The 25041-nt window shown below is 45.2% G+C and carries 25 protein-coding genes and 1 pseudogene; 16 read left to right on the top strand and 10 right to left on the bottom strand.

Annotation, left to right across the window (positions count from 1 at the left end):
* Positions 1-58 precede the first annotated feature (58 nt).
* Positions 59-1345, top strand: coding sequence for a peptidoglycan DD-metalloendopeptidase family protein (locus KJB05_RS25020; protein WP_208444862.1), 1287 nt, complete (start codon positions 59-61; stop codon positions 1343-1345).
* 34 nt (positions 1346-1379) lie between these two features.
* Here the strand turns inward: KJB05_RS25020 and KJB05_RS25015 are convergent, their stop codons facing one another.
* Together KJB05_RS25015 and KJB05_RS25010 are read right to left on the bottom strand one after the other, a co-directional pair.
* A complete protein-coding gene (locus tag KJB05_RS25015) occupies positions 1380-3200 on the bottom strand; it encodes a bifunctional diguanylate cyclase/phosphodiesterase (protein WP_208444863.1) in 1821 nt (606 codons plus the stop codon).
* A 257-nt stretch (positions 3201-3457) separates the two neighbouring features.
* Positions 3458-4345: a LysR family transcriptional regulator gene (locus KJB05_RS25010; RefSeq protein WP_020194793.1), complete on the bottom strand. Its 888-nt coding sequence runs from the start codon at positions 4343-4345 to the stop codon at positions 3458-3460.
* A gap of 111 nt (positions 4346-4456) precedes the next feature.
* Here KJB05_RS25010 and KJB05_RS25005 point away from each other — a divergent pair, with 111 nt between their 5' ends.
* The 3 genes from KJB05_RS25005 (at position 4457) to KJB05_RS28915 (ending at position 6387) form a co-directional block, all read left to right on the top strand.
* Positions 4457-5647, top strand: a complete 1191-nt coding sequence (locus KJB05_RS25005) for a multidrug effflux MFS transporter (RefSeq protein ID WP_208444864.1) — start codon at positions 4457-4459, stop codon at positions 5645-5647.
* A 123-nt stretch (positions 5648-5770) separates the two neighbouring features.
* A complete protein-coding gene (locus KJB05_RS25000) occupies positions 5771-6118 on the top strand; it encodes a hypothetical protein (RefSeq protein WP_005435558.1) in 348 nt (115 codons plus the stop codon).
* A 134-nt stretch (positions 6119-6252) separates the two neighbouring features.
* On the top strand, positions 6253-6387 hold the full coding sequence (locus tag KJB05_RS28915; protein WP_009706169.1) for a hypothetical protein: 135 nt from the start codon (positions 6253-6255) through the stop codon (positions 6385-6387).
* 67 nt (positions 6388-6454) lie between these two features.
* Here the strand turns inward: KJB05_RS28915 and KJB05_RS24995 are convergent, their stop codons facing one another.
* The 3 genes from KJB05_RS24995 to KJB05_RS24985 all read right to left on the bottom strand — a co-directional run bounded on the left by KJB05_RS24995 (position 6455) and on the right by KJB05_RS24985 (position 9345).
* On the bottom strand, positions 6455-7069 hold the full coding sequence (locus KJB05_RS24995) for a glutaredoxin (RefSeq protein ID WP_208444865.1): 615 nt from the start codon (positions 7067-7069) through the stop codon (positions 6455-6457).
* A gap of 62 nt (positions 7070-7131) precedes the next feature.
* Positions 7132-7971 carry a DMT family transporter gene (locus KJB05_RS24990; RefSeq protein WP_050567667.1) on the bottom strand — a complete coding sequence of 280 codons (840 nt, stop codon included), beginning with the start codon at positions 7969-7971 and terminating at the stop codon, positions 7132-7134.
* Positions 7972-8376: 405 nt separating this feature from the next.
* Positions 8377-9345 (bottom strand): porin, encoded by a 969-nt coding sequence (locus KJB05_RS24985; protein ID WP_208444866.1) that lies wholly within the window; start codon positions 9343-9345, stop codon positions 8377-8379.
* Positions 9346-9913: 568 nt separating this feature from the next.
* Between KJB05_RS24985 and KJB05_RS24980 the strand changes: the two genes are divergently transcribed.
* Positions 9914-10924, top strand: a complete 1011-nt coding sequence (locus tag KJB05_RS24980; RefSeq protein WP_208444867.1) for a porin — start codon at positions 9914-9916, stop codon at positions 10922-10924.
* Positions 10925-11130: 206 nt separating this feature from the next.
* Positions 11131-11745, top strand: a complete 615-nt coding sequence (locus KJB05_RS24975; RefSeq protein WP_208444868.1) for a fumarylacetoacetate hydrolase family protein — start codon at positions 11131-11133, stop codon at positions 11743-11745.
* A gap of 8 nt (positions 11746-11753) precedes the next feature.
* On the opposite strand, the gene KJB05_RS24970 is transcribed toward KJB05_RS24975, so the two are convergent.
* The 3 genes and pseudogenes from KJB05_RS24970 to KJB05_RS24960 all read right to left on the bottom strand — a co-directional run bounded on the left by KJB05_RS24970 (position 11754) and on the right by KJB05_RS24960 (position 13703).
* Complete coding sequence (locus tag KJB05_RS24970; RefSeq protein ID WP_005435565.1) at positions 11754-12065, bottom strand: AzlD domain-containing protein; 312 nt, start codon at positions 12063-12065, stop codon at positions 11754-11756.
* Positions 12062-12804 (bottom strand): annotated as a pseudogene (locus KJB05_RS24965) (AzlC family ABC transporter permease). The gene KJB05_RS24970 and the pseudogene KJB05_RS24965 overlap by 4 nt, the downstream one beginning before the upstream one ends.
* 71 nt (positions 12805-12875) lie before the next feature.
* Positions 12876-13703, bottom strand: coding sequence for an AraC family transcriptional regulator (locus KJB05_RS24960; RefSeq protein ID WP_078609788.1), 828 nt, complete (start codon positions 13701-13703; stop codon positions 12876-12878).
* A gap of 250 nt (positions 13704-13953) precedes the next feature.
* Between KJB05_RS24960 and KJB05_RS24955 the strand changes: the two genes are divergently transcribed.
* Complete coding sequence (locus KJB05_RS24955) at positions 13954-14586, top strand: LysE family translocator (protein WP_020194801.1); 633 nt, start codon at positions 13954-13956, stop codon at positions 14584-14586.
* Positions 14587-14674: 88 nt separating this feature from the next.
* Positions 14675-15094 carry a GNAT family N-acetyltransferase gene (locus KJB05_RS24950; RefSeq protein ID WP_208444869.1) on the top strand — a complete coding sequence of 140 codons (420 nt, stop codon included), beginning with the start codon at positions 14675-14677 and terminating at the stop codon, positions 15092-15094.
* 100 nt (positions 15095-15194) lie between these two features.
* Here KJB05_RS24950 and KJB05_RS24945 read toward each other — a convergent pair whose 3' ends face one another.
* Positions 15195-16889 carry a phospho-sugar mutase gene (locus KJB05_RS24945; RefSeq protein ID WP_208444870.1) on the bottom strand — a complete coding sequence of 565 codons (1695 nt, stop codon included), beginning with the start codon at positions 16887-16889 and terminating at the stop codon, positions 15195-15197.
* 329 nt (positions 16890-17218) lie between these two features.
* On the opposite strand from KJB05_RS24945, the gene coxB reads away from it, so the two are divergent.
* Genes coxB through KJB05_RS24925 form a run of 4 tightly spaced genes read left to right on the top strand, consistent with a single transcriptional unit; the run spans position 17219 to position 21542 of the window.
* On the top strand, positions 17219-18382 hold the full coding sequence (gene coxB, locus KJB05_RS24940) for a cytochrome c oxidase subunit II (RefSeq protein ID WP_171371631.1): 1164 nt from the start codon (positions 17219-17221) through the stop codon (positions 18380-18382).
* Positions 18379-20019, top strand: a complete 1641-nt coding sequence (gene ctaD / locus KJB05_RS24935) for a cytochrome c oxidase subunit I (RefSeq protein WP_208444871.1) — start codon at positions 18379-18381, stop codon at positions 20017-20019. The genes coxB and ctaD overlap by 4 nt, the downstream gene beginning before the upstream one ends.
* A 21-nt stretch (positions 20020-20040) precedes the next feature.
* A complete protein-coding gene (locus KJB05_RS24930; RefSeq protein ID WP_208444872.1) occupies positions 20041-20646 on the top strand; it encodes a cytochrome c oxidase assembly protein in 606 nt (201 codons plus the stop codon).
* 11 nt (positions 20647-20657) lie between these two features.
* Complete coding sequence (locus tag KJB05_RS24925; protein WP_039841457.1) at positions 20658-21542, top strand: cytochrome c oxidase subunit 3; 885 nt, start codon at positions 20658-20660, stop codon at positions 21540-21542.
* Between the two features lie 2 nt (positions 21543-21544).
* Here the strand turns inward: KJB05_RS24925 and KJB05_RS24920 are convergent, their stop codons facing one another.
* Positions 21545-21781, bottom strand: coding sequence for a DUF2909 family protein (locus tag KJB05_RS24920; protein WP_039841456.1), 237 nt, complete (start codon positions 21779-21781; stop codon positions 21545-21547).
* On the opposite strand from KJB05_RS24920, the gene KJB05_RS24915 reads away from it, so the two are divergent.
* The 4 genes from KJB05_RS24915 to cyoE are packed head-to-tail and all read left to right on the top strand — an operon-like array spanning position 21780 to position 25019.
* The gene (locus KJB05_RS24915; RefSeq protein ID WP_208444898.1) at positions 21780-22547 is read left to right on the top strand and encodes an SURF1 family protein; all 768 of its coding nucleotides are present in this window, start codon (positions 21780-21782) and stop codon (positions 22545-22547) included. The genes KJB05_RS24920 and KJB05_RS24915 overlap by 2 nt on opposite strands.
* Positions 22544-23080 carry a cytochrome oxidase biogenesis cluster protein gene (locus KJB05_RS24910; RefSeq protein ID WP_208444873.1) on the top strand — a complete coding sequence of 179 codons (537 nt, stop codon included), beginning with the start codon at positions 22544-22546 and terminating at the stop codon, positions 23078-23080. Before KJB05_RS24915 ends, KJB05_RS24910 begins: the two co-directional genes overlap by 4 nt.
* Positions 23081-23092: 12 nt before the next feature.
* Positions 23093-24112, top strand: a complete 1020-nt coding sequence (locus KJB05_RS24905; RefSeq protein WP_208444874.1) for a COX15/CtaA family protein — start codon at positions 23093-23095, stop codon at positions 24110-24112.
* Positions 24105-25019: a heme o synthase gene (cyoE, locus tag KJB05_RS24900; RefSeq protein ID WP_208444875.1), complete on the top strand. Its 915-nt coding sequence runs from the start codon at positions 24105-24107 to the stop codon at positions 25017-25019. The genes KJB05_RS24905 and cyoE overlap by 8 nt, the downstream gene beginning before the upstream one ends.
* Positions 25020-25041: the final 22 nt, after the last annotated feature.

Raw genomic sequence — 25041 nt, 5'->3', positions numbered from 1 at the left:
TTTCTTAAGCGAGAATGCTTAAGCTATGAGCCTTATTATAAAGGAGATAGTAATTCCCGTGTCTACAAATGAAATTACAACAAGACGGTTGCCGAATCTGACAAGTCGTAAAGCGCTACTGTTGTACTCCTTGCCAGTATTAGTTGCGATTGGTGTTTCCAACTCTCTCAAAGAGTCTTCCCTTACCAAAACCATCGCATTGAACCTGCCAGAATCGCAGGTTGTCGAAAATATTCTTGATGCGACAATAGCAGAAGTTGTCACTCCACCCAATTTTGAATACCAAATCCAAGCAGGCGATAACCTGAGTACCATTTTCAGCCAACTGGGCTTCGGCTACAGCTCGTTGATGAAAGTGATGGAAACGGATTTGAACTTCCTTGCTCTTGATACCCTGAAACCTGGCAATACATTGCGTTTCTGGCGTGATGAATCGACAGGCGAGCTACAAAAGATGGAGCTTCAGTTCTCCATTGCCGATAAAGTGGTTTACCACCGTAATGACGATGGCAGCTACGATTTCTCAGACATCTCAATCCCAGGTGTGTGGCAGCAAGAGCCATTGGTTGGTGTGATTCGAGGCAGTTTCTCGTCATCCGCAAATCGCTTAGGCTTGAGCTCAGCTGAAATCAGCCAAGTGGTTAACCTGCTAAAAGAGCAAGTGAACTTTGGTAAAGATTTACGTGCTGGTGACCGATTTGAAGTGGTTCGCCGATCTCAAAGCATTGATGGCGTACCCACTGGCAAGAACGAAATAGAAGCAATCAAAATTTATAACCGTGGTCGTGAAGTTACCGCTTACCTTCATACCGATGGTCAATTCTATAACGCGAAAGGCGAGAGCCTACAGCGTGCCTTCCAACGTTATCCTGTCAGTCGTAGCTGGCGTATCAGCTCTGGCTTTAATCCGACACGTCTTCACCCTGTAACTGGTCGTGTTGCACCGCACAACGGTACAGACTGGGCTGTGCCTATTGGTACACCAGTAGAAGCGACCGGTGACGGTACTGTTATCATGACGCGTAAACACCCATATGCGGGCAACTACGTGGTGATTGAGCACGGCAGTAAGTACAAAACACGTTACCTGCACCTTAGCAAAATCCTTGTGAAGAAAGGCCAAAAGGTTTCTCGTGGTCAGCGTATTGGTCTATCTGGTAAGACAGGGCGTGTGACAGGTCCGCACCTTCACTACGAGTTGATCGAATACGGTCGTCCGGTGAACGCAATGCGTGCCAATATTCCTATGGCGAGTTCAGTGCCGAAGAAGGAAATGGCGAGCTTTATTGCTAACCGAGACGAGATGGACAAGCTGCTGAAAGAAAAAGAAAAAGCAGTTTTATAGAATACAAAAAAGACCAAACATTGTTTGGTCTTTTTTATGCGCTTTTCATTTGTTTTTCGTTGATGATACTTATCAGTTCATTGACGTTTTGTGGCCTCGAATAGAAGTAGCCTTGAATGTGATGACAACCCATCTCTATCAGTTTCTGTAAGGCTCTGTCGTCTTCAACCCCTTCCGCAATCAAATCGACTTCTAACAACTGTGCTAATTGGGCAATGAGCAGTACCACTTGTTCTGACGTAGTGTTCGCCAACATATTTCTCACAAAGGTGGCATCAATTTTAATGCTGTCGATAGGGTAGTTATGGATGTAGTTCAAACTAGAATAACCGGTACCGAAATCATCCAGTGCAACTTTAAATCCGAGATAACGAAGTGAGTTCAGAACCATCTGTTCGCGGCCACTTTGCGACAATAAAACCGTTTCGGTGAGCTCAATAACAAAGTCAGTCGCTTGGTGGTCGTACTTCTCTAAAATACGTGTCAAAAAGTTCATGTAACGATTTGAATCGACCAGTTCGTGTGCCGAACAGTTAATAGAAAGCTTCACCTTGTAGCCAAGCTGTCGTTCAAGCTCTTGTTTCGCACGGCAAGCCAGTTCAACAATTCGTTCGCCTAGCTCTATGATCAACCCAGATTGCTCGGCTGCTTCAATAAACTCTACGGGAGAGACACTGCCGTAAACGCTACTGTTCCATCGCGCTAGGATTTCAAAGTAATCCCAGCGGTCACTGGTGATGTCCACAATCGGTTGAACGACGACGTATAACTCTTCGTTTTCATCGATACTCAAACGCAGCTGTTCGCGCAGCGCTTCAATCAATTGTGTCTGGCGATGATAGAGCGCACTTAAATGGGTGTCGTAGTGCTGTATGCGTGTATCCCGGTGCTTTTTACAGTCTTTGAGCGCTAGGCTTGCATTAAGAATCAGGTCGTCACTGTTGAGCATATGGACAGGAGCACGAGCAATACCAATGCTGACCGTAAACGAAATACGGTTGGATTTATCTGTATAACCCGCTTCAATCTTATCTAGAATTTCCTGACAAACCGCGACAGGGTCTTCGTCATAAGTGATGAAGGCAAACTCGTCTCCTGCAACACGGAACGCGTTATTTGGTGACGTTAAGCTCTGCTGAATCGCATTGGCGGTGAACTTGATAATTTGGTCGCCAATGTAGTTACCGTTAATGTCGTTAATCGATTTGAAATTATCAATATCTAAATAGGCTAGGCTAAAAGGGCGCGTAGCTTGTTGCGTGAGTGTTTCTAGCGTGTCTGCCAAACAACTGCGATTGAGCAAACCGGTGAGGTTATCATGGGAGACTTCATAACTCAGTTGGTTAAGCAGTTTGTCCGAGCGTTCGCTGATCCACTTCTCTCTTAAGCTGTGGATGAGCACGTTGGATAAGAAACGGTGATAAAAAATGATCTCCTTTGCCTCTTGCTCATTGATGGCGCGAGGAAAGGTCGAAAGTAAGATACCAAGCACTTCCCCATTGTGTGTCTTCAGTGGAAGGCCGATGTAAGCTTGAATGCCAGCATCTTGGAATAGCTGGTCTTTAGGGTAGAGACGGTAGACCTCATCTTGATAGAAAATAATCTCACCGATGTCTTGTGCCACCTTTTCGCAAGGTGTTCCCTCTAATCCATAACTCATGTTATCAGCAATGGTGCCACCACTTGAATTGGAAAGGGTTACGGCACAGTGCTGTAGGTGCGCTATTTCTACTACACACGTGCAGTAGCTTTGAAATTGTTGATGGAGCTCCAGCGTTACTCTATCGAGTAATGCACTACCGTTAAGTTTTAGAATCTCATCAAGCAATTGGATACTGTTTTGTTCATGATCCATTGAACATTTCACCCGACGTTGTGTTTTGCCATATCGTGTTTATGTTGGTTTTGTTACACGATCTTTTCTCATTTAATCGATATGCATCAAGTTAACTATTGTTTACTTCACGTGATTTTTCAAACTCAACAAGGGTTTTGCTCAAAAATTTCAACCTTAGGGTTAGAGATGATGGGAGCAACCTCTCATCAAAGTGGTAGTTCATAGGGGGAAGGGTATTAGCTCTCTAGTACTGAAGGTACCAGAGAGCCATGAGATTAAGCACGCTTTTCTTCTTCTAAACGACTCTTTAAGTAGTCCAAGAAGAGCTGGGTTCGAGTGTGTTGGTAATCGAGCTTAGGGTAATACGCATAGACGGTAGCTTCATCAGCTGTGATGTCTGGAAGAATCGGCACTAAGGCTCCGGATCTCAGGTCCTCTTTTATCATCACGTTGTTTGATAGCAAGATGCCCATGCCACGTTTTGCGCCGTGAAACAGAGCTTCTGGGTTGGTGGTGGCGAAATTCCCTGAAAGGCTAATGCGTTTCCCACGATTAGTCTTGATTTCTCTTACGGGCTTTTCACCCCAAATCAAAACGTTATGTTGTGACAGCTCTTCAACACTTTGCGGTGTGCCATGCTTCTCTAGGTAACTTGGCGCCGCATAAAACTGTGCCTTGTGTTCGAACAGAGGGCTGGCTTTAAAGCTAAGCGAGTTCAATTGCTCTAACTCTCGGCTGATGAACAAATCTAAACTGAGTTCAGGTATTTGACCGGGTAGGGTTGTAATCAATTGCAGCTTGATGTCTGGGTATTTTTCCAGAAAGTCATCCAGGTAATGCACTAAGAACTTAGAGCCGACGGCGAGCGTAGCACCAATTTTTAGCAGCCCGGCAGGAGATTGGTTAACGGAACGGGTTTCGTCGAGTACGGACTGCCAAGAGTCGAGTTGCACTTTAGCGCGCTCGTAAAACAAAGCGCCTGCCTCGGTTTGGCTAATGGAGCGCGTCGTTCGTTTAAGTAATTGGACGCCGATCTTATCTTCCAACCATTGGATACGTTTGCTGATGGCGGAGCTGGTGGTATTGAGTTTACGTGCTGCTGCATTGAAACTGCCTTCTTCAACAACGCGAATGTAGCTATTAACACTCTGTATCCAATCCATTCAATTCCATCCTCAGGGGAAATAATCCCTTTCCATTTTGGTTGATTATCATCCTTGAGTAACAAATATACACTGTCTGTCGTGAAACTGTCATGTTGTAAGGAGGGTATATTGCGTAAAACACCATTATTATTGGCGATGATGATCATCGCGACTGGTCAAGTAGGCGTCAGCATTTATCTTCCCTCTTTGCCTCTGATCAGTCATGACCTCGCTTTGCAACAGCATACCGTTCAAAACTTAGTGACTCTTTTCCTTGTTGGTTTCGGTGTTTCGCAGTTGTTTTATGGACCTTTGTCGGATGCCATTGGACGAAGACCGGTGTTTCTCTTGGGGCAGAGCGTCTATTTGATTGGTACGGTCATTTGTATTGTTTTTGCTGATCATATTGTTGCCCTTGAAGCCGGCCGTTTGTTGCAGGGACTTGGGGCGGGTAGTGCCTCGGTGCTGGGACGATCCGTCTTGCGTGATAGTTACGATGGGGCGCAGTTAACCAAAGCGCTTTCTTACATATCAGTAACCGCGTCCGTGATGCCGATAGTCGCTCCTTTGTTTGGTGGTTGGATTGCCTATCACATCAGTTGGCATGCGGTTTTTGTGTTCGTGCTTGTTTATCTGCTAGCTATTTTTACATTGGGCTTCGCTGTATTGCATGAAACGCTGCCGTATCCCAAGCGACGCTTTGAACCAAAACGTGTAATGTTGAACTACCTTGAATTACTGACCAATAAACAAGTGATTGTCAGCGCAAGCTACAACTGGCTTAGCTACTTATCTGCTTTGGTTACCTTGTCTCTTTATCCATTTTTGATGCAACAAGAGCTTGGATTAACCGCTGCTGATTACGGAACACTAATGATCGTGCCTTCGGCTGGCTTATTGATGGGCAGTTTGGTGCTCAACTTCATCAACTCGCGCTATAAAGAACAGCAGATTTTACTGATGAGCTTTGTCATCGTCGCGGCTTCTGGCGTTATGTTACTTTGTTTGCCGTTTAACGTTGTGTCGTTATTGGTGGCGTTCACTTGCTTGAGCTTTGCACAGGGGATGTCTTTTCCTGTGTCAATTAGCCTCTTATTGTCTCCACACAAGCAGCAAGCCGGCGCTGTGTCTGCTTTGTCTGGATCTATCCAGATGTGTTTGGCAGGTTTGTTTGGTGGTTACCTCGTTGAGAGTTGGGTAACAACTCAACATCAATTAGGTGTGTTCTACGTTTTAGTCGCCGTTATTTCTTGCGTTGTTCTGCTGCTCGGGCAGTTTCGTACGCCTTCAAGTGGCTTGGTTCAACCGGAACGTTCATAGTTAAATCTGGTTGCAAGCATTTAAGCTCCTCTCTAAAATGCGCAACCAATTATTGTGTCGTTACCTACACTTGGCTTATGGAAGTGAGCGTTCGACAACACCCGTTAATCGTTAGGTGAAATCATGCAACAAAACGAATTTGAAGCACTGCTAAAAGAAATCTGTCAAAAAGAAAACCTGCCTCAAGCGCTAGAGCTATTAAAAGCGTGTGAGGAAGAGGAAGTAGCGCAAGCGGCTGAATCACTGACTGGTCAATTTGGTCTTGCTGAAGTAGAAGGCGAAAAACGTATCTACCACATCACGGTTCAAGCCGATGAATCGGGTGAAGAGAAAGAATTCGTTGAACATGTAATGAATGAAGGTGATCACCTGATCAAATTCGCAGCTTGGTTCTTTGAGACTTTCTTTGAGATCAAACCAAAAGACACGTACAAAGCAGCAGGTAAAACGTACCAACAGCCTAAGCGTTAATTACCGTTCTGATTCGCTAGGATAAAAAATTATGTAAGTAAATTACAAAATAATTGTGACCCAAGTCTTGTTTTGTGGTTTTTATGGTGTAAAATTACAACATAAACCAGTCAATTACTTCTTAGGAGAAGGTCATGGGTTACGAACTTGGTGGTGTTTACTTTGGCCAAATGATTGCCAAAGATGCGATGCACAAAGCGCTTTACGGTAAAGCGAAGAAGAAAAAGCCTTCTATGTTTGCTCGCGTTATGAAAAAGCTAGCGAATTAATAAGAAAAGCCCCAACATCATGTCGGGGCTTTTTGCATTCTAGGTATCGGTTTTTGAATTCGGAGCTCTAAGCTGTTTGGCTTGGGATCTCAAGCACGTTATCTGGCACACTATCCAATCCCTTTTCCGCTAACCACTTTTCCAAGTTATCGGCGCCTCCGATGTACTGACCATCTAACCAAATTTGTGGGACAGTGACTGGAGTTTTCTCTCCGATGATCGTTTTTACTTCTGGGATCATGCGATAAAGTGCTGCACTGTCTTTTACAACGTCATGGTATTTGTATTCCACTCCCGCTTCATCAAGCAGCTTTTTGGCTTTTACACAGTAAGGGCAGGTCGCTTTACCATAAACGATGTTGCCTTGAAGTTGGTCTCGTTTGGTCCATTCAGCAATAACAGACTGGACAAGCACACCTCTGTTTAGCGCTTCCCCTTGGCTGACGACTTTGCCTTCAACAACTAGGATAGGGGCGTGCCAAGCACCAAGCTTCAACGGTTCCCACCAGTGAGACAACCAATCTTTCACTTCAAGCTCGACAGGTACGTCTGCTAATTCGTTCTCAAACGTATCTGCAAGAATGTCTTTTGTTAGTGTGCATTCGCCACATGGGATGTTTACTTTAAACGGTCCCCAGCTTCCCGCCCAACGATACAATGTAATTTTGATTGGCTGTGTCATAAGATGCTCCTCATTTCCTTTCCTGAAAATATAGAACCCAAAACCCAAATATTTCTTTCAAATTACTTTCTTTTTTTTGCTTCCCAATGAGTAATGAAAGCAATCGAGCCGATAATGATTGCGGCCCCAAGCCATAGTCGACCCGGTGGAACCCAGTTAAACACTAACCAGCCAGCAAATACATTAAGTGGTAACTTTGCATGGTCAAAGGGTTGTACAAAAGATGCATCCGCTACGGCATAAGCTTTAACAACCGCCCACTGTGCAAGTGCAGTCAGTACACCTGCTGCAACCAAAATCCCCCAGATACTCCAACCTTCTGGCATTGCGAAAGTCGGAACGGCGAGCAAGATATTAAATGGTGTGATCAGTAGAAGCAGATAGACCACCATAGTGGAAGGAGGATCGTTCACTGATAGTTTCTTCACCATCAAAGAATAAGAAGCCCAGAAAAACGCTGCGCCAACAGGAAGCAAGGTTGCCCATGTGAAGGAGTCTGACCATGGCTCAAGGATGATCATCGCGCCAATAAAGCCTGTTAGTGTCGCAATCCAACGAGCGATTCCCACTTTCTCTTTAAGAATCAGGCCTGAGCCAACGGTAGCAAAAAGAGGAGAGGTCATTAGCAACGCAATACCTTGCCAAATCGGGACGGGATAAGCGAGCGCCCACAACCAAAGTTGAATACCAATAACCGCTAAGAAGATACGTAATGCGTGCCAACCAAAATGATTCGTGCGCAGAGATTGGCGGATACCTAAGGTTCGCAAGTAAGGCAAGATAGCGAAAAATGCGATGGCGTACTGGAAGAGTGCAAATGTGGTGGATGACACACCAAAGTGAATGCTCGCAACTTGAGCAAAACTATTGACGATGGCGAATGCCAAACCTGCGGTAAGCATCCAAGATGCCCCTTGGGCAGGATGATGATTCAATTGGATATTTCCGGTTTTAAAGAATTATCAGAATCATACGTCCTAATCTGTAGGTAGCCAATAAAAAAATGCCTCCCAGAGGGAGGCGACATTACCAATTCAAAGGACGTGCCTACCGAAGTAGGTACAAAGAACGAGAAGCACAAACGCTGCCATGCATTTGCTCGATCTAAGTATTGCAGCTAGTGTGCCAACTTTTAATCTATTGATTTTAAAGGGCTAGAGTGGTGTTGCCTGAGAGTAACTAGAGGAAATGCACTAACTTCGGGATTTGGTGCATTAAAAGAGGGCAAGTTCTTTGTTAGTTAATGCGAGCAAAAAAGCCGACACAATAGTGCCGGCCAAAAGACTCGCTATTAGGACAAGTTTTTATTAGAAGTCGTAACGTACGCCTAGACGTAGTGTGTCTTCGCCTTGAATCACTTTACCTTCTGCATCCTTCTCTTCGTCGAGTTGGTTCATGTAGTAAGAAAGGTAAGTACGGAAGTTGCTGTTAAGCTTGTAGTAACCGACTAGCTCAAAACCATCAAGAGCATCGTATTTTGCGCCACCATTTGGATCGTTTTCTTGGTACGTGTAAAGACCAACAACAGTGAACTTGCTTGCTAGTTTGTAGCTTGCTGCAATTTCGTAAGCGGTGAAGTCTTCAGAATCGTCTAGTGCACCTTGTGAGTATGTACCTGCAAGGTAAAGGTTTTCTAGAGAGTAGGCGATACCACCAAGAATTTGATCTTCTGAGTTATCTTTATCTACATCGCCACCAGAGTAAGCAAGACCTAGGTCTAGACCCATTGGTAGAGAGTAAAGGCCAGAGATGCCGTATTTGTCTTGGCTGTCACCAGAGTTAGCTTGGTAAGTTGCTTGAACTTGCAGAGCATCAAATTCGCCACGGTAAGCGAATACGCTGTCTTGCTTATCAGAAGATGAATCAATAACTTGTTGAACACCTGAGAACTCAGTGATATCCGTCATATCAGAGATGATAACAGCAGCCATGTCTTGGCGACCTACCGAAAAATCACCTGCATCAGCACTCACACCAGCGTACATGTAACGGTTTTTAAACTCACTTTTACCTGTTTTTTGTTCTGCTTCGTAAACACCAAAAGCTGAAAGACCGTTACCGATTTCTGTCTTACCTTTTAGGTTTAAACGTGCACGTGATGCATCTTCCATAGAGCCATCGATTTCAGCACCGTCTGAACCGATGAAGTCACCACGAAATTCAACACGACCACCAACTTTTAATTCAGTGCCGTCGTCTTTGTAAACTGTTGCTGCGAAAGATGGTGATGATACCAATGCTGTTAGAACTGCAGTAGTTAGTGCTGCCTTTTTCATTTTCTTATTACCCTAGTTGTAATCGATGAGCTTACTTGCTCGATTTGTGTCGATGACGCTTAAGGTAAACCGCGAAAATGAAAGATAGATTTCTGTTAAGTTATGATTCCATTGCATTTTTATTTCAAATGCATGAATACTCTCCTATTCATGAAAATAAGAGGAAAGGGCTTTTTATCTTTTTTGATGTTTCTGTCTTACCTAATTGACAGTGTGTTTTTAAAAAAGTTCCTAATCATATTTCTTTACCCGAAATGTAACATTGGGTTTCTCAAATATTCGACTATCTGACCGTTTAACAATGACTTATGCTTGGTGTTTCTTCATAGTTGTAACAAAATGTTTCTGTTTTTAGGTGTTGTTTTCCAAATTTGTGTATTGATTCGAGCTAAACGTTTGCCATTTTTCTTTTTTATTACATCTTTTCACTCTGCTCTTGGGAACTTCTGAAATACATTGATTAGCAGTTGTTAAGCAAAAGTGACGCGACATTGGTGGAAGAGATGCCCCAATCCACTTTTGTATAAGACTGACTTATAAACTAATGCATAAATACACGGATTTTATAATGAACAAAAAATTCCTAGCAGCAGCGATCGCAGCAGCAACATTTGGTACACAAGCAGTAGCAGTGGAGCTTTACAACAACGACGGCACTACTTTCTCTATCGGTGGTCACGTTTCAGTTAACCTAAACGGTTCTGAGCAAGGCGACACAGATGTAGGTACTAACTCTCCACGTATCAACTTCACAGCAACTCAAGACCTAGGCAACGGCTTCACAGCTGACGCTCGTGGTGAGTGGGCTCTAAACTACCTAGATGGCGGTGAAGAAACATTCACTACTCGTCTTGGCTACCTAGGCCTAACTCACGACGTATACGGCCGTGCAGTTGGTGGTACTCAATGGGCACCTTACTACGACGTAGCTGGTGTTGCTGATATGCCAATCGCGTTTGCGAACGACTTTATCTACGATGACCACGGTAACCTAGGTACTGGTCGTGCGGACAAGATGCTTTCTTACCGCAATGCAATCGAGCTAGGTGAAGCTGGTGCAATCAACTTCGGTCTAGGTTGGCAAGGTGCTAAGACTGACGGTGCAGAATACGATGACCGCATGCAAGTTGCACTTTCTTACGCAATCATGGGCGCGAAAATCGGTTACACGTACAACGGTGGCGATATCAATACAGGTGTACGTTCAGAGTCAGCTGAATCTCACCTAGTATCTGCGGCATACGGTTCATACGGTCAAGGCCTATACATTGCCGCAGTATACGGTTCAAACGAAAACATGAACTTCAACGGTTCACAACGTCTAGCTGAAAGCGATGCGTACGAAGCGCTTCTAGCATACGCTCTACCAAGCAGCCTAAACCTAAGCATCAACTACGAAATGGTTGAAGGTAAAGTACGCAGCGGTGCTAAGACTGAAACTGCACGTGAAGAAATGGCTATTCAAGCTGAATACAACTTCACTTCTAAGTTTGTTGGTTACGCAGGTTACCAATTCGATCTGATCGATGGTGACGATGCAGACGACAAATGGGCACTTGGTGCTCGTTACTACCTATAATAGTAACCTGTCCTAGTTACTATAAAAGCCAGCTTCGTGCTGGCTTTTTTCATATCTGTTGTTTGATAAACGAGATAGGTTCGTCTTTATGAGTGTGAGAACAAAACGGGCTGAATGTCTTGTTTTTAACATTCAAGAGTGGGAACTAGTGTGGGCAAGTCAATCAGTTAGATTATCATGTGCGTTTTGTTTTGCAGGGAAGAGCAATGAGCGTCATTCAGGTTGAAGAGAAGAAAGTCAAAGTTGGTAAAGTTCTGTGTGTTGGACGTAACTACGTTGAGCATATTCAAGAGCTCAATAATGCCATGCCAGAGCAAATGGTGGTGTTTAATAAACCAGCGACTTCCGTTTCAACCAAACTCACCTCATTTCATCAAGAGCCTTTGCATTACGAAGCAGAAATCTGCTTTCTGATCAAAAATGGTCAATACACTGCGGTAGGGCTCGGCTTAGATCTGACCAAACGCGGCTTACAATCTAACCTCAAAGAAAAAGGATTGCCGTGGGAGCGCGCCAAAGCGTTTGACGGTTCAGCGGTATTCAGTCGATTCCACTCTCTTCAAGGTGTCGATATAGACGATCTCAACTTAGAGCTTTTGATTAACTGTGTTCATGTTCAAAAAGGGCACGTTAAACAGATGCTTTACCCACCAATAAATATTCTCGATGAGCTGAAGAGCTATACAACACTAGAAGATGGCGACGTCGTGATGACAGGCACACCAAAGGGCGTAGGAGAAGTGCATCAAGGCGATGTCTTCCTTGGGCGCTTGAAGTGTGGAGACATCACCTTGTTAGAGATTGAGTGGGTAGCTACTTAGTCGTGAGCTTACAACCAAATTCGAAGCAATAAGAACGCGACCATACTTACTATGGTGGTGAGCAAGACATTCTTGGTGAGGTACGCAATCGCAGCAGCTAATAGAGCTGCCAATAGGAATGGATTTTGCCATGTGACGCTAAGTTCACCCTCTGGCATAAACACAATTGGAGCCCAAATTGCGGTGAGTACTGCAGGGCTTGCGTAGCTCAATACTTTCTGAGTTCTTACCCCCAACCTAAGCGGTAATTTCGGTTCTAAGAACAGATAACGGCTGGTGAACACCAAGGCTGTCATGGCTAAGATAGACAAAAAGATCATTGGCGCTCCTCCGGTGTATTCTCAATGTTTGGTGCTTTCGTCGTAAATTGTTCTACAAAATAGCCCGTTAACATGGCGAGAATGCTCGCGAACATCAAGCTCCCTTCCACTTGGTAGTAGTTCAGCGCCACTGAGCTAACTAATGCCACCAACACACTGCATAACACGGGAATGCTTTTTATCGTTGGCACCACAATCGCGATAAAGGTGGCAGCAACGGCAATTCCAATCCGAGCTCATTCAATTCAGGTATCAAACTACCGGCGACGATGCCAGCAAGCGTTGCGAAGTTCCAGAAGAGATAAAAGCTTAATCCAGCGCCAAGGGCGTACCATCGATCAAATTGTTTATCGGATTGGTGCCCGACAATAGCAAATAGCTCATCCGTGAGTAAGAAGCCAAGTGAAAGGCGCCATTTTAGTGGCAAAGGCGAAATTTTACTGCGCATCGAAACGCTATAAAGAAAATGGCGAGAGGTAATAAAAAAGGTAGTCAGCAACATAGTCGTCAAGCCAGCGCCTGCTTTAATCATCCCCATGGCAACAAGCTGTGCGGATCCAGCAAACAGAATGGCGGAAAGCGCCTGACCTTCCAAAGGGTGTAAGCCAGTATCGATGGCAAATGAGCCGGCTAGTAATCCCCAAGGCAATACAGCAATGCTCAATGGCATCATTGCGATGGTGCCTTGTAAAAAGAGTGAGGATTTTGAGTCTTGATGAGTTGGCAAAGTAGTATCCATAACTTCAACTTAAATAGAAAAACATGCTGTTAAGGTAGGCTGACCTCAGCACGCTGCCTTGTACAAAATTGCTAACAATGCTTGATGTACTGCCCAGGCGTTACGCCCATGGCTTTTTTAAAGTGACGATGCAAATGGCTTTGATCGTGAAAGCCACACTCTTGAGCAACATCAGAAATCTTTTGTCCTAGCTTGAGCAGTTTTTTCGCCATTCTGAGCCTCTGTTGAATCTGAAATGCGTGCGGTGGGAAACCAAACTGCTTTTGAAACTCACGCAACAAATGAAAAGGACTTAATCCCGCTAATTTCGCCAGTTCTTCTAAAGAGACATCGGCTTGAGGAAAGTCTTCAAGAAACTCTTTGACCTGATGTACTTGCTTTTGCGCTTTAGTCGCATCTTGAAGAGGGGCTCGATGTGTACTGTGCTTGCTGGCAAGTTTGACCAACGTACCGTAGACAAGTGTCTCTCTTAATAAGCGGTTATCGGACTTCTCTAGAGTATCGAACACTAATCGCAGTTGATTAGCTAGTTCCGGATCGTAAACGACAGGTTGGGGGAAGTAGGGCTGCGCGACATTGGGGGCGCCAAGTTCTTCCCCAAGCGTTTGAAACTGCTCTGGTACGGGATACATGGCTTTGTATTCCCAACCGCCTTCTGATGCTGAATGACCATTATGCACCTCGTCGGCGTTGACAAGAATGATACTGTCTTGCGGTGCGATGTGGTTGCCGCCAGTACGAAAGAACTGTTGCGCGCCTTTTTCAATCACACCGATGGTGTAGCCTTCATGGCTATGACGAGAGAAATTCTGTTTTTCGTACTTTGCGTCGAGCAGCTCCAAGCCACCGAGCTCTTGAGCAATCTTAAAAGTCGCGATTTCCTTATTCTTTTCTTTCATCTTGTTCCGAACTGCGCAAGCATTAATCGTGGCATCACATCATTTGGAGTCTACCGGATCCATCCTGCTTATTTTTGTACAAAATTGCTATCGGTATTAGAAATAAACACCAAAAAGGTTAATTGTTTTTAAATTTAACATTAAACCTTTTCTATTTTCTGAATTTTACTCTTTGGTTAGATATTTGGTCTGGTTGTTATCTATTCATTGGTATAAGATCCGCCGCCTGTTTTAGAAAGCCAGTTCCACCATGATCGATTTATCTGTACTCCCTGTTTATCTCACTGCTGTTGTTGCACTTCTTTTGTTACCTGGACCTGACATGTTGCTGATTGCCAGTTCTAGCATGAGCTATGGTAAGAAAGTTGGTCTGTTTGCGAGCTTGGGCAACGCGACATCCGGTGTGATCTTAACCTTATTGGCAGCAATGGGCGTGTCGACCTTGATTGCAATGAGCCCAATCGCATTAAAAGTGCTTCATCTACTGGGGGGCGCATACTTACTAAAAATGGGCTGGGACTGTCTACGAGCGGACGTTTCTGCTGCGCCAGAGCTGGACCAGAAAAACAAAATGGCATCGACTTACTATCAACGCGCTTTGATGAGTAACCTGCTGAACCCGAAAGCCTTGGTGTTCTTCGTGATGTTTTTACCTCAGTTTGTCTCTAGCAACATTACCGCATCGTCGGGTGAGCAAATGCTCGCACTTGGTTTGCTGCTAAACGTCTTAGGCTTACTATTCAATATTTTGTTAGTTGCATTGGCGGGGACATTGGGTAAAGGGTTATTGGAAAACGATAAATTCCGCATGTACCAAGGTAAGCTAATGGGTTTGGTGTTCGTAATCCTTGCGGTGTGGATGCTTAGTAGCTTCGCGATGTAGTGTGTAGGAACAATCAGATTTTTGAACAAAAGCCAGCACTCGCTGGCTTTTTGTTTTAGTATCACACTGATTTCCAAGGAGTGGCAGTATGAAACTTGAATTTAAACTCAACCCAGAACAAAACGATCTCGACTTTATCCGTGATGGCATCCGAGCATATAACCGCATGCATTTACCGGATGGTGATGTAAATGCCATTGGTTGTTTTGCCCGTAATGACGAGGGCAAAGTGATTGGTGGACTCACGGGAGAGATGTTCAATAACACCGTGTTCGTTGAATATCTTTGGGTAGATGCAGAGGCACGCACTTCGGGATTGGGAAGCAAACTGATTTCTCTACTGGAAGAAAAAGTGAAACCGCGTGGAGTCACGCATTTGTACCTCGATACTTATAGCTTTCAAGCACTCGATTTTTACTTGAAATTGGGTTTTGAAAAAGTAGGGCAGTATTCAGGTTACCCAGCAGCAGGCATTGATAAACATTTCCTGCAAAAACAGATTGCTTGATTTGGTTTGAATTAAACAAAAAAGAGGCGCTCGATGCGCCTCTTTTACTATTTGCGATTTGTTATTTGCTGTTGTTACAGAATCGATGTATCAACCCGAATTACAAGCTTTGTTGATGTGCTTCGATCAATGCGTTCATCTTCGCTTCTGCTGCTTGGTTAGCTTGCGCGTAATCCATCTCTGCAGGGAAGTCGCTGATCACTTCGTAGTAACACTTCAACTTCGGTTCAGTACCTGAAGGGCGTACAATCACGCGTGATTTGTCTTCTAGGTGGTAAACCAGTACGTCACTTGCAGGCAAGTCAATCGCTTCTGTTGGGCCATCGGTCACAAAGCGAAGTGATGACTTTAGATCTTCAATGACTTCGATACGTTTACCCGCGATCTCTTTCGGTGGGTTTGCGCGAAGTTTGTCACCGATTGGTGGAGATTTAGGGTCAAGCGCAATACTGCGTTGCGCGTTGAAGTAGAAACCGTGTTGGCGGTATAACTCTTCTAACTTATCCCATAGCGTTTTGCCTTGTGCTTTCAATTTACCTGTCAATTGAGAGAAAGCGACCAGTGCTGACAAGCCATCTTTATCCCAAACCTTGTTGCCTACCGTGTAGCCCAGTGCTTCCTCGTAAGCGAATAGGAACGGATTTGCTTCTGTCTCTTGTGTCATTGCTACGTTGGTTAGCCATTTAAAGCCAGTTAACGTTTGGTAGTATTCTGCACCGTGTGCTTTCGCAATGCTGCTCAATAGTCGAGAAGACACAATGGTATTACCAACAAGCGCGTTTGGTTGAGCTTGCAGTAAGTAGTCACCAAACAATGAACCCACTTGGTCACCCGTTAGCATCTGGTATTCGCCATCTGGACGTTTTACAGCCACAGCAAAACGGTCTGCATCAGGGTCGTTCGCACAAGCGATATCTGCATCGACAGATTTACCTAGCGCCATCACCATGTCCATTGCACCTGCTTCTTCAGGGTTCGGGAAGTTTACGGTAGGGAACGTACCATCCGGTTCGCGCTGTTCTGGAACGCTTGCCACTTTTTTAAAGCCAGCGTCTGCGAGCAACGTTTCTGCCATGTCCGCACCGACACCGTGCATTGCCGTGTAAACAATCGAGATATCTGTGTTGCTGTCCGGTGTTAGCAGTGCATTGTCGTTCATTGTTTTGCGGTATGTCTGGTAGTACTCGTCTTCGAGCCAAACTAACAAACCTTTTTCTTTCGCATCGTCCAGTGACATCAGAGGAAGCGGTTTTGTTGTTGCTTCATCGATTTTTGCAGCAATACCAGAATCGTGCGGTGGAATAATCTGTGCGCCATTTTCCCAGTACACTTTAAAGCCGTTGTACTCAGGCGGGTTGTGGCTTGCGGTAACCACCACAGCAGCTGCTGCATTTAACTCGCGAACACCAAAAGCAACAATTGGTGTGGCCGCTACTTTATAGGTTAGGTAAACCTTGATGCCTAAAGCAGTAAGTACGGAAGCTGTATCGTGTGCGAACTGTTGTGAATCTGGGCGACCATCGTAACCAATAACAACACCACGAGACGATGCGTCTTTCACTTGTCCAATCAGATAGTGACCGAGACCAGTTGCTGTCTCTTGAATCACCAAACGGTTCATGCGATTTGGACCAGCACCAACTTTACCGCGCAGACCTGCCGTACCAAATGCTAAGCGTGAGCCAAATCGATCTGTCAGTTCTTGTTCGTTATTCGCATCGACTAGGTGCTGAAGCTCTTCACGAGTTTTTGGGTCAGGATCTCGTGCTAGCCATTGAGTAATTTGTGTTGTCATATTCATCTTTCCTTAGCAGGGGGAGCCTACTTGTTTAGACACTTTTATCAGGAAAGTGTCCCAATGTTTTCTTTTTATTAATGTAAATGGTTCTCAATTACATTTCAAAGAGGGCAATCGATAAACCGAATTTATTTTTCTCTCTGTACAGAATTTATTCACATTTTATTTCTTGAAGAACTATTGAACTATAACTAGCCTTTTAACATAAATATAACAAAGTGCATTGAAATCGTAGTTTTTGTGATTTTTTGTAAATTTGTTCGATATTTGCATCGGGAAACAAGGAAGCTCGCGCAAGCGCAGCGGCTGAGCAGAGGAGAGATCTTTTGAAAAGATTAGCGACTACTCTAGCCTTATTAACGAATGTGATTTTTATCACATTTTCTTCGTACAGTTGGTCAGAGCAAAACGATTACAACATGACGAGAGGTGTCACAGGGATCAGTGAGCAAGTGTATGAATTACATATGCTGATCTTCTACATTTGTTGTGCCATCGCCTTTGTGGTGTTTGGTGTGATGTTCTATTCCATCTTCCGACACCGCAAGTCAAAAGGGGCAGTTGCGGCAAATTTCCATGAAAGTACCAAAGTGGAGATTATCTGGACCATCATTCCCGTCATTATCCTCATTGCCATGGCGATTCCTGCAACAAAAACGTTGGTGGCGATGGAGGATACCAGTCAATCTGACCTCACTGTGAAGATTACGGGCTCCCAATGGAAGTGGCATTACAGTTACTTCGGTGAGGACGTCGAATTCTTCAGCCTGCTTGCTACCAGCCAGAAAGAAATTGATGGCATCGAAGCGAAAGGGGCGCACTACTTACTCGAAGTAGACAACCCGCTCGTTTTACCAATCAATCGTAAAGTTCGTTTCTTAATGACGTCTGATGACGTAATCCACTCTTGGTGGGTGCCTGACTTCGCAGTTAAGAAAGATACGATTCCAGGCTTTATCAATGAAGCTTGGACCAAGATTGACGAACCGGGTGTGTATCGCGGTCAGTGTGCAGAGCTTTGTGGTCGAGCACATGGTTTCATGCCGGTTGTCGTTCATGCGATGGCGGAAGACGATTTCGACCAATGGATGGCAGACAAGAAACAAGAAATTGCATTACAAAAAGCGGCTGCACAAGAAGCACTAACGCAAGACCTTTCAATGGAAGACTTGATGGGACAAGGCGAGTCGATTTACACCGCGCGCTGTGCCGTGTGCCATCAAGCCAATGGTGAAGGCATTCCGGGCGCATTCCCGGCGATTAAAGGCAGCGAAATAGCTAAAGGCCCGGTTATGGCTCACATCGACGTATTAGTGAACGGACGTGCAGGGACAGCGATGCAAGCTTTTGCTAACCAACTTAGCGACCAAGAAATTGCTGCTGTTATTACCTATCAACGAAATGCTTGGGGAAATGACACTGGCGATACCGTTCAAGCATCCGATGTTAACGCCTTTAAGGCACAAGAAAGTGCCAAGGAGGAAATATGAGTAAGCCAATTGAAAAAGCGGTGAAGTCTGCTCCTGCAGAAGCGCAAACGACCGCAAACACCACCATTGCGATTGAAGACGACCACGGTCATCATCACACACCAAAAGGGCTAACGCGTTGGCTTTATTCCACCAGTCATAAAGACATCGGTACGCTTTATTTATGGTTTAGTTTTGCCATGTTCCTCACTGGCGGTGCGATGGCGATGATCATTCGCGCTGAGTTGTTCCAACCGGGTTTGCAATTGGTTGACCCTCAGTTCTTCAACCAAATGACGACCGTGCATGGTTTGGTGATGGTATTTGGTGCCGTCATGCCTGCGTTTACCGGCTTAGCTAACTGGATGATCCCAATGATGATTGGCGCTCCAGATATGGCGTTACCACGAATGAACAACTTGAGCTTTTGGATCTTACCTTTTGCTTTCCTCATTTTGATCGGCTCTTTGTTCTTACCGGGTGGTGGTCCTGATTTCGGGTGGACTTTCTACGCGCCTCTTTCTACAACCTACGGTCCTGACAGTACGGCGTTGTTTGTTTTCTCAGTCCATATCATGGGTATCAGTTCCATCATGGGTGCTATTAACGTCATAGTGACTATTGTAAACATGCGTGCACCGGGCATGACATGGTTCAAGCTGCCAATGTTTGTTTGGACTTGGCTAATCACGGCATTCTTGCTGATCGCGGTAATGCCCGTATTAGCTGGTGCGGTGACCATGGTATTGACCGACAAATACTTCGGTACCAGCTTCTTTGATGCCGCTGGTGGCGGTGACCCGGTGATGTTCCAACACATCTTCTGGTTCTTTGGTCACCCAGAGGTGTACATCATGATCTTGCCTTCGTTTGGTATTGTTTCGGCAATCATCCCTGCGTTTAGCGGCAAGAAACTGTTTGGTTACCATTCGATGGTTTACGCTACCTGTAGTATTGCGCTGCTTTCATTCCTAGTGTGGGCGCATCATATGTTCACCACGGGTATGCCAGTATTCGCCGAACTCTTCTTTATGTATTGCACCATGCTGATTGCGGTACCAACTGGGGTGAAGGTGTTTAACTGGGTGGCGACCATGTGGCGAGGTGCAATGACGTTTGAGACACCGATGTTATTTGCCATCGCGTTTATTGTCTTATTCACAATAGGTGGTTTCTCAGGTCTGATGCTGGCAATTGTGCCTGCGGACTTCCAATACCATGATACTTACTTTGTTGTCGCACATTTCCATTATGTCTTGGTATCTGGTGCGGTGTTCTCGATTATGGCGGCGGCGTATTACTGGCTACCGAAGTGGACGGGCAATATGTATGACCACAAGCTGAGTCTGTGGCATTTCTGGTGTTCCATCATCTCGGTCAACGTATTGTTCTTCCCAATGCACTTCTTGGGTTTAGCGGGGATGCCAAGACGTATTCCTGATTACGCCATCCAGTTTGCGGACATAAACCAAATCGTATCGATAGGTGGCTTTGCCTTTGGTCTCTCTCAACTGATCTTCTTGTGGTTAGTGATTAAATGCATCCGTGGTGGTGAAAAAGCACCAGCCAAGCCATGGGAGAGAGCAGAAGGTCTAGAGTGGACAGTACCAAGTCCAGCGCCACACCACACGTTCACAACGCCGCCAAAAGTCGACTAAGAAAAGAGTGAGGTGAGCGAGATGCAAGGTAATTCATCTAATAAGAAACTCACTATCAAGTTGCTGTTAGCGACAGCAATGATGTTCGGCTTCGGTTTTGCCTTGGTACCACTCTACGACATTATGTGCGATGCATTGGGTATTAACGGTAAAACCAGTGAGGTTGCAGCGATTCAGCCAACAGGCATGCAAGCGGACATCAGTAGAACGATTCGTGTGGAATTTATGGCGCACGTCAGTCCAGACATGCCTTGGGAATTCAAACCAAAAGTTGTATCCATGGATGTTCATCCCGGCGAAGTGATTCAAACGGAATATCTTGCTCTTAATCAAAGCAGTGAAAATTTAGTAGGTCAAGCTGTGCCCTCCGTATCGCCGGGTACTGGTGCGGCTTACTTCAATAAGATCGAGTGTTTTTGCTTTAATCAACAACCATTGGAAGGTAAGCAACAAGCGAGTATGCCTTTGATTTTCTACATTGAGCCGGACGTGCCGGATTCAATTCATACATTGACCTTGTCTTACACACTCTACAAATTTCCTCCTCAATCGGGCGAGTCTTCGACAGCTAGCCTCTCAGGGAGTGAGAAACAGACCTTAACGCCTCAAACCAAAGCGCGTCTGTAAGGAGAGAACTCATGAGTAACAAGCCTGACACCTATTATGTTCCCGCACAAAGCAGTTGGCCTATTGTTGGGGCATTTGCGTTATTTCTTGTCGCTGTCGGTGCTGGAATGACCGTTCAAGGCACTCAAAGTGACGGTGCGGTTGGGACGCTAGGAGGCATTATTCTTGCGGTTGGTATGCTGTTTTTGCTTTACATGTTGGCTGGGTGGTTCAGCAACGTTATCACCGAGTCCCTTACCGGAAAATACAGCGCGCAAATCACCCGTTCATTTCGACAAGGGATGAGCTGGTTCATCTTTTCAGAAATCATGTTCTTTGGTGCGTTCTTTGGTGCTCTGTTCTACGCAAGAATGATTTCCGTGCCTTGGTTAGGTGGCGCAGATAACAATGTCATGACTCATGAAGTGTTGTGGCCAGCTTTTGAGGCGATATGGCCACTCACTACCACACCGGGTGGTGATACGACCCAAGCAATGCCGTGGCAAGGCATTCCATTAACCAATACGATTTTGCTGCTATTGTCTTCGATTACGTTACATATGGCACACATCAGCTTAGAACAAGATAAGCGAACAGCATTAATTGTTTGGTTGGAGATTACCATTGTCTTAGCGGGTTTCTTCCTCTACTACCAAGCGGTTGAGTATGCTCATGCTTATCAAGATATTGGGCTGACACTGCAATCGGGCGTTTATGGCAATACCTTCTTTATGCTCACGGGCTTCCATGGTTTGCACGTTTGCCTCGGAACCATCTTCCTCATCGTATTGCTGTTTCGCATCGCCAAGGATCACTTTTCACCTAAAAACCATTTTGCGTTCCAAGCGGGTAGCTGGTATTGGCACTTTGTAGACGTGGTTTGGCTGTGTTTATTTGTTTTTGTTTATGTCCTGTAAAACTAGTAAGGACGAGGGTTAGGGGCGATCCAGCCTGCCCCTAGAGCAATCAGAAGGAGTATCACGACTAACGCAGAAAACATGACACGACGACCGAGATAATGGCTCATTGGTTTGCTTTTTTTCGATGAGTCCTCTGGGTCTTCGCGAACCATTTCGATAAGCGCTTTTGCGAGGTTAAAGATGATGAAAAGCAGCAAAAGAACAAGCGTTAATTTGAACAGAAATACGGTGGACATGGCACCTCCGGTTTCGTTTTTGATGTTATCGAAATGGGTTTGGATTGCTGTTTGTTTAACTGTGGTCGTGTTTTCTCTATTGGTCAAACTGGGCTTCTGGCAGCTCGAACGCGGTAACGAAAAGCAGCTTTTAGAACAAGCTATTTTGGCAAGAGCGAACGCACCTTATCAGGATATACGCACTGTACTGGAGAACAATGATTGGCGTGAGGAGAGTGTGATTGGCATTAAGGTGAAAGCCAATGTGACGCCGGAGGCACTTCCGGTCATCCTTTTAGATAACCAGACGTATGAAGGGGCAGTGGGGTATTTAGCGTTTCAAGTCGTTTCCTTGACGCAAGACCCAACCACATTGACCCTCCTAGAGTTAGGGTTTGTCAAAGGGGAAGCTTCACGCTCTGTGCTACCTAAAGTGGAAACTTTACAAGCTCCTTACGAGGTTACTGGGCGTTTATATCGTAAATCGATGAACCTTTTGAGTTCTGACTTAATGGCAGAAGTTGGCGATACGATACGCGTGCAAAACCTCAACATTAATCAACTGAGCCAGTTACTCAATGTCGAATTAATGCCAACCGTTGTTCAGCCAGATAATTTAGTCCGATGGCCGTATTCTTTCCCATGGAATCCTTTGCCATTAACCAGTGCTAAGCATTTTGGTTATTCCTTTCAATGGTTTGCTATGGCGGGAGCATTTCTGCTTATCACGGTGATGATCTTCATTCGATGGTTCAAAAGTTCACGCTCACAAGGAGGTGAGATATGACATCAGCAGTCACGAGAGGAAGAATTGTACTGTTATCGCTCATTGTTCTTTTTGCCCTCCCGGCCGTTATTGCCAAAGTAGTGCTTAGTCAAGGCTGGTACGAAACAGGTGTGACCAATAGAGGTGAGCTGGTGGAGCCTTACACCACATTTGAACAATTGGGGCAGACATCGCCTCTGAGTGAAAAAGGGTGGCAATTGGCTTATGTGTTGCCTTCTGATTGCCAAGAACAGTGTCAGCAACAACTTCACCTCATGCAGCAGAGTCATATTGCATTGGGCAAGTACCAAGAGCGAGTCGTCCCAGTTATCTGGACATCAAAGCAGGCAGCTAGTACGAGCGAAAAGATGATGGTGATGCAAATGAATGATTCGTTGTCGGAAAAAGTACAAGCAGGCCAAATGCTGATCGTTGATCCGTTAGGACAGCTTGTGATGGCGTATACACCGGAGGCCAACGAGGATTTGGTGCAACTAAGTAAAGACGTTTTGGCGGATCTACGAAAACTATTGAAGTTATCACGTGTAGGTTAGGGAGAGAGTGATATGGCGTTAAAACGTTTAGTTAAGTTCAGTCTTTGTCTTACCCTCGTCGTCATTATGCTAGGTGCATACACACGCCTTGCTGATGCGGGTTTAGGGTGCCCAGATTGGCCGGGATGTTATGGTCAATTACTCGTTCCTCAAACCGATGCTGAAGTTTCTCGAGCGAATGCATTATTTCCAGAACGAGCAGTGGAACAGGGAAAGGCTTGGCTGGAGATGATTCATCGTTATTTCGCGGGCACCTTGGGGCTCGTGATTTTGATGATGGCGATTGTTGCCGTTAGGGCTGAACGTGTCGATGCGACGATTCCGGTTTTACTCTGCGTCTTAGTTATTGGTCAGGCAGCATTGGGGATGTGGACCGTGACTTTAAAACTCATGCCAGTAATTGTAATGCTGCACCTACTGGGCGGATTTACATTGCTTGCTCTCCAAGCGGTGTTCTATTGTCAGATAAAGTCTCAGAACAGCCTCTACTTTTCGCCATCTTCCAAAAACGTAAGAACCTTTTCCTTGATCGCTTTTGGCGTAGTGTTAACACAGGTCTTGCTTGGTGGTTGGACATCATCCAACTACGCCGCTCTTATGTGCACCGCTTTACCGATTTGTGAGGGGAACTGGACCAGTTACTTGTCTTGGAAAGAGGCGTTTTCTTTCTGGCAAACAGGGTTTGATAACTATGAGTTTGGTGTCCTAGATTACCCAGCTCGAATGACAATTCATGTCAGCCATCGTATTGGTGCCATCATTACCGCATGTGTTGTGCTGATTTACTGCGTATTACTATTAAAACAAGACTCACACCATTCTCAGCGCTTGGGTGTATGGATTGGCTTAGCTTTGGTTTGCCAAATCCTATTGGGCGTAAGTAATGTTGTGTTCCAACTTCCTATCTATGCGGCAGTCGCGCACAATTTAGGCGCAGCGGTCATGCTTTCACTTATCTGTGTTAGTCAGTTCTACCTATGGCAGGGTAAAGCTCGTTGGAGTCATCAAGCGAAAGGAGTTCGCTATGAGTAAAGAAATCGCGTTACCTCTAGAAAGTGGTAAGAAAAAGTTCGGGTCAACTTATTTAAAACTAACAAAGCCCAAAGTCGTCGCGCTTATGTTGATTACCGCCATTGTCGGAATGAGCTTAGCGCCGGTGGCCAGTTTTCCTTGGCTACAAGCGGCGATAGGCCTTATCGGAATTGGCTTAATGGCCGGCTCCGCGGCAGCGTTTAATCATCTCATCGATCGCCGAATTGATGCGCGAATGGCCCGAACTCATAAGCGTCCTCTGCCTTCTGGTGACACGAATCCGTTATCAGTCGCGTTGTTTGCTGTTACGTTAGGTGTTGTTGGTTTTGTACTTTTGTATGCACTGGTTAATCCGTTAACAGCTTGGATGACGTTTTTAAGCTTGCTCGGTTACGCGGTGGTTTACACCATGTACCTCAAACGAGCGACCCCACAAAATATTGTAATTGCTGGAATTGCAGGTGCTATGCCGCCACTTTTAGGATGGACCGCAGTTACGGGAGAGTTACACGCCCATGCTTGGCTTTTGGTGATGATTATCTTTATATGGACGCCACCTCATTTCTGGGCATTGGCGATTCATCGAGTCGAAGATTATCGAAAAGTGGATATTCCAATGCTCCCGGTCACCCATGGTATTGAGTACACCAAAACTTCGATTCTTCTGTACACAGTTTTACTCACGCTCGTTTGTATTCTGCCTGTGCTGGTGGGGATGGTCGGTTCGGTTTATCTTTTCTCTTCTTTGCTTCTTAACATTGGCTTTATGTATCATGCGTGGAAATTGAAGTTCTCACCTGAACAAAACAGCGCTATGGAAACATTCAAATTCTCCATTTATCACTTACTCGCTTTATTTGTTGCTTTGTTGGCAGACCATTATCTTGGTTTGATCTTCTCGCTATAGACGCTCTCTTCTTTGTTTCGTC

The sequence above is a fragment of the Vibrio sp. B1ASS3 genome (assembly GCF_905175355.1).
Classification (GTDB): Bacteria; Pseudomonadota; Gammaproteobacteria; order Enterobacterales; family Vibrionaceae; genus Vibrio; species Vibrio owensii.
The sequence above is the reverse complement of the archived record's forward strand: the minus strand, read 5'-3'. Positions and strand labels throughout refer to the sequence as shown.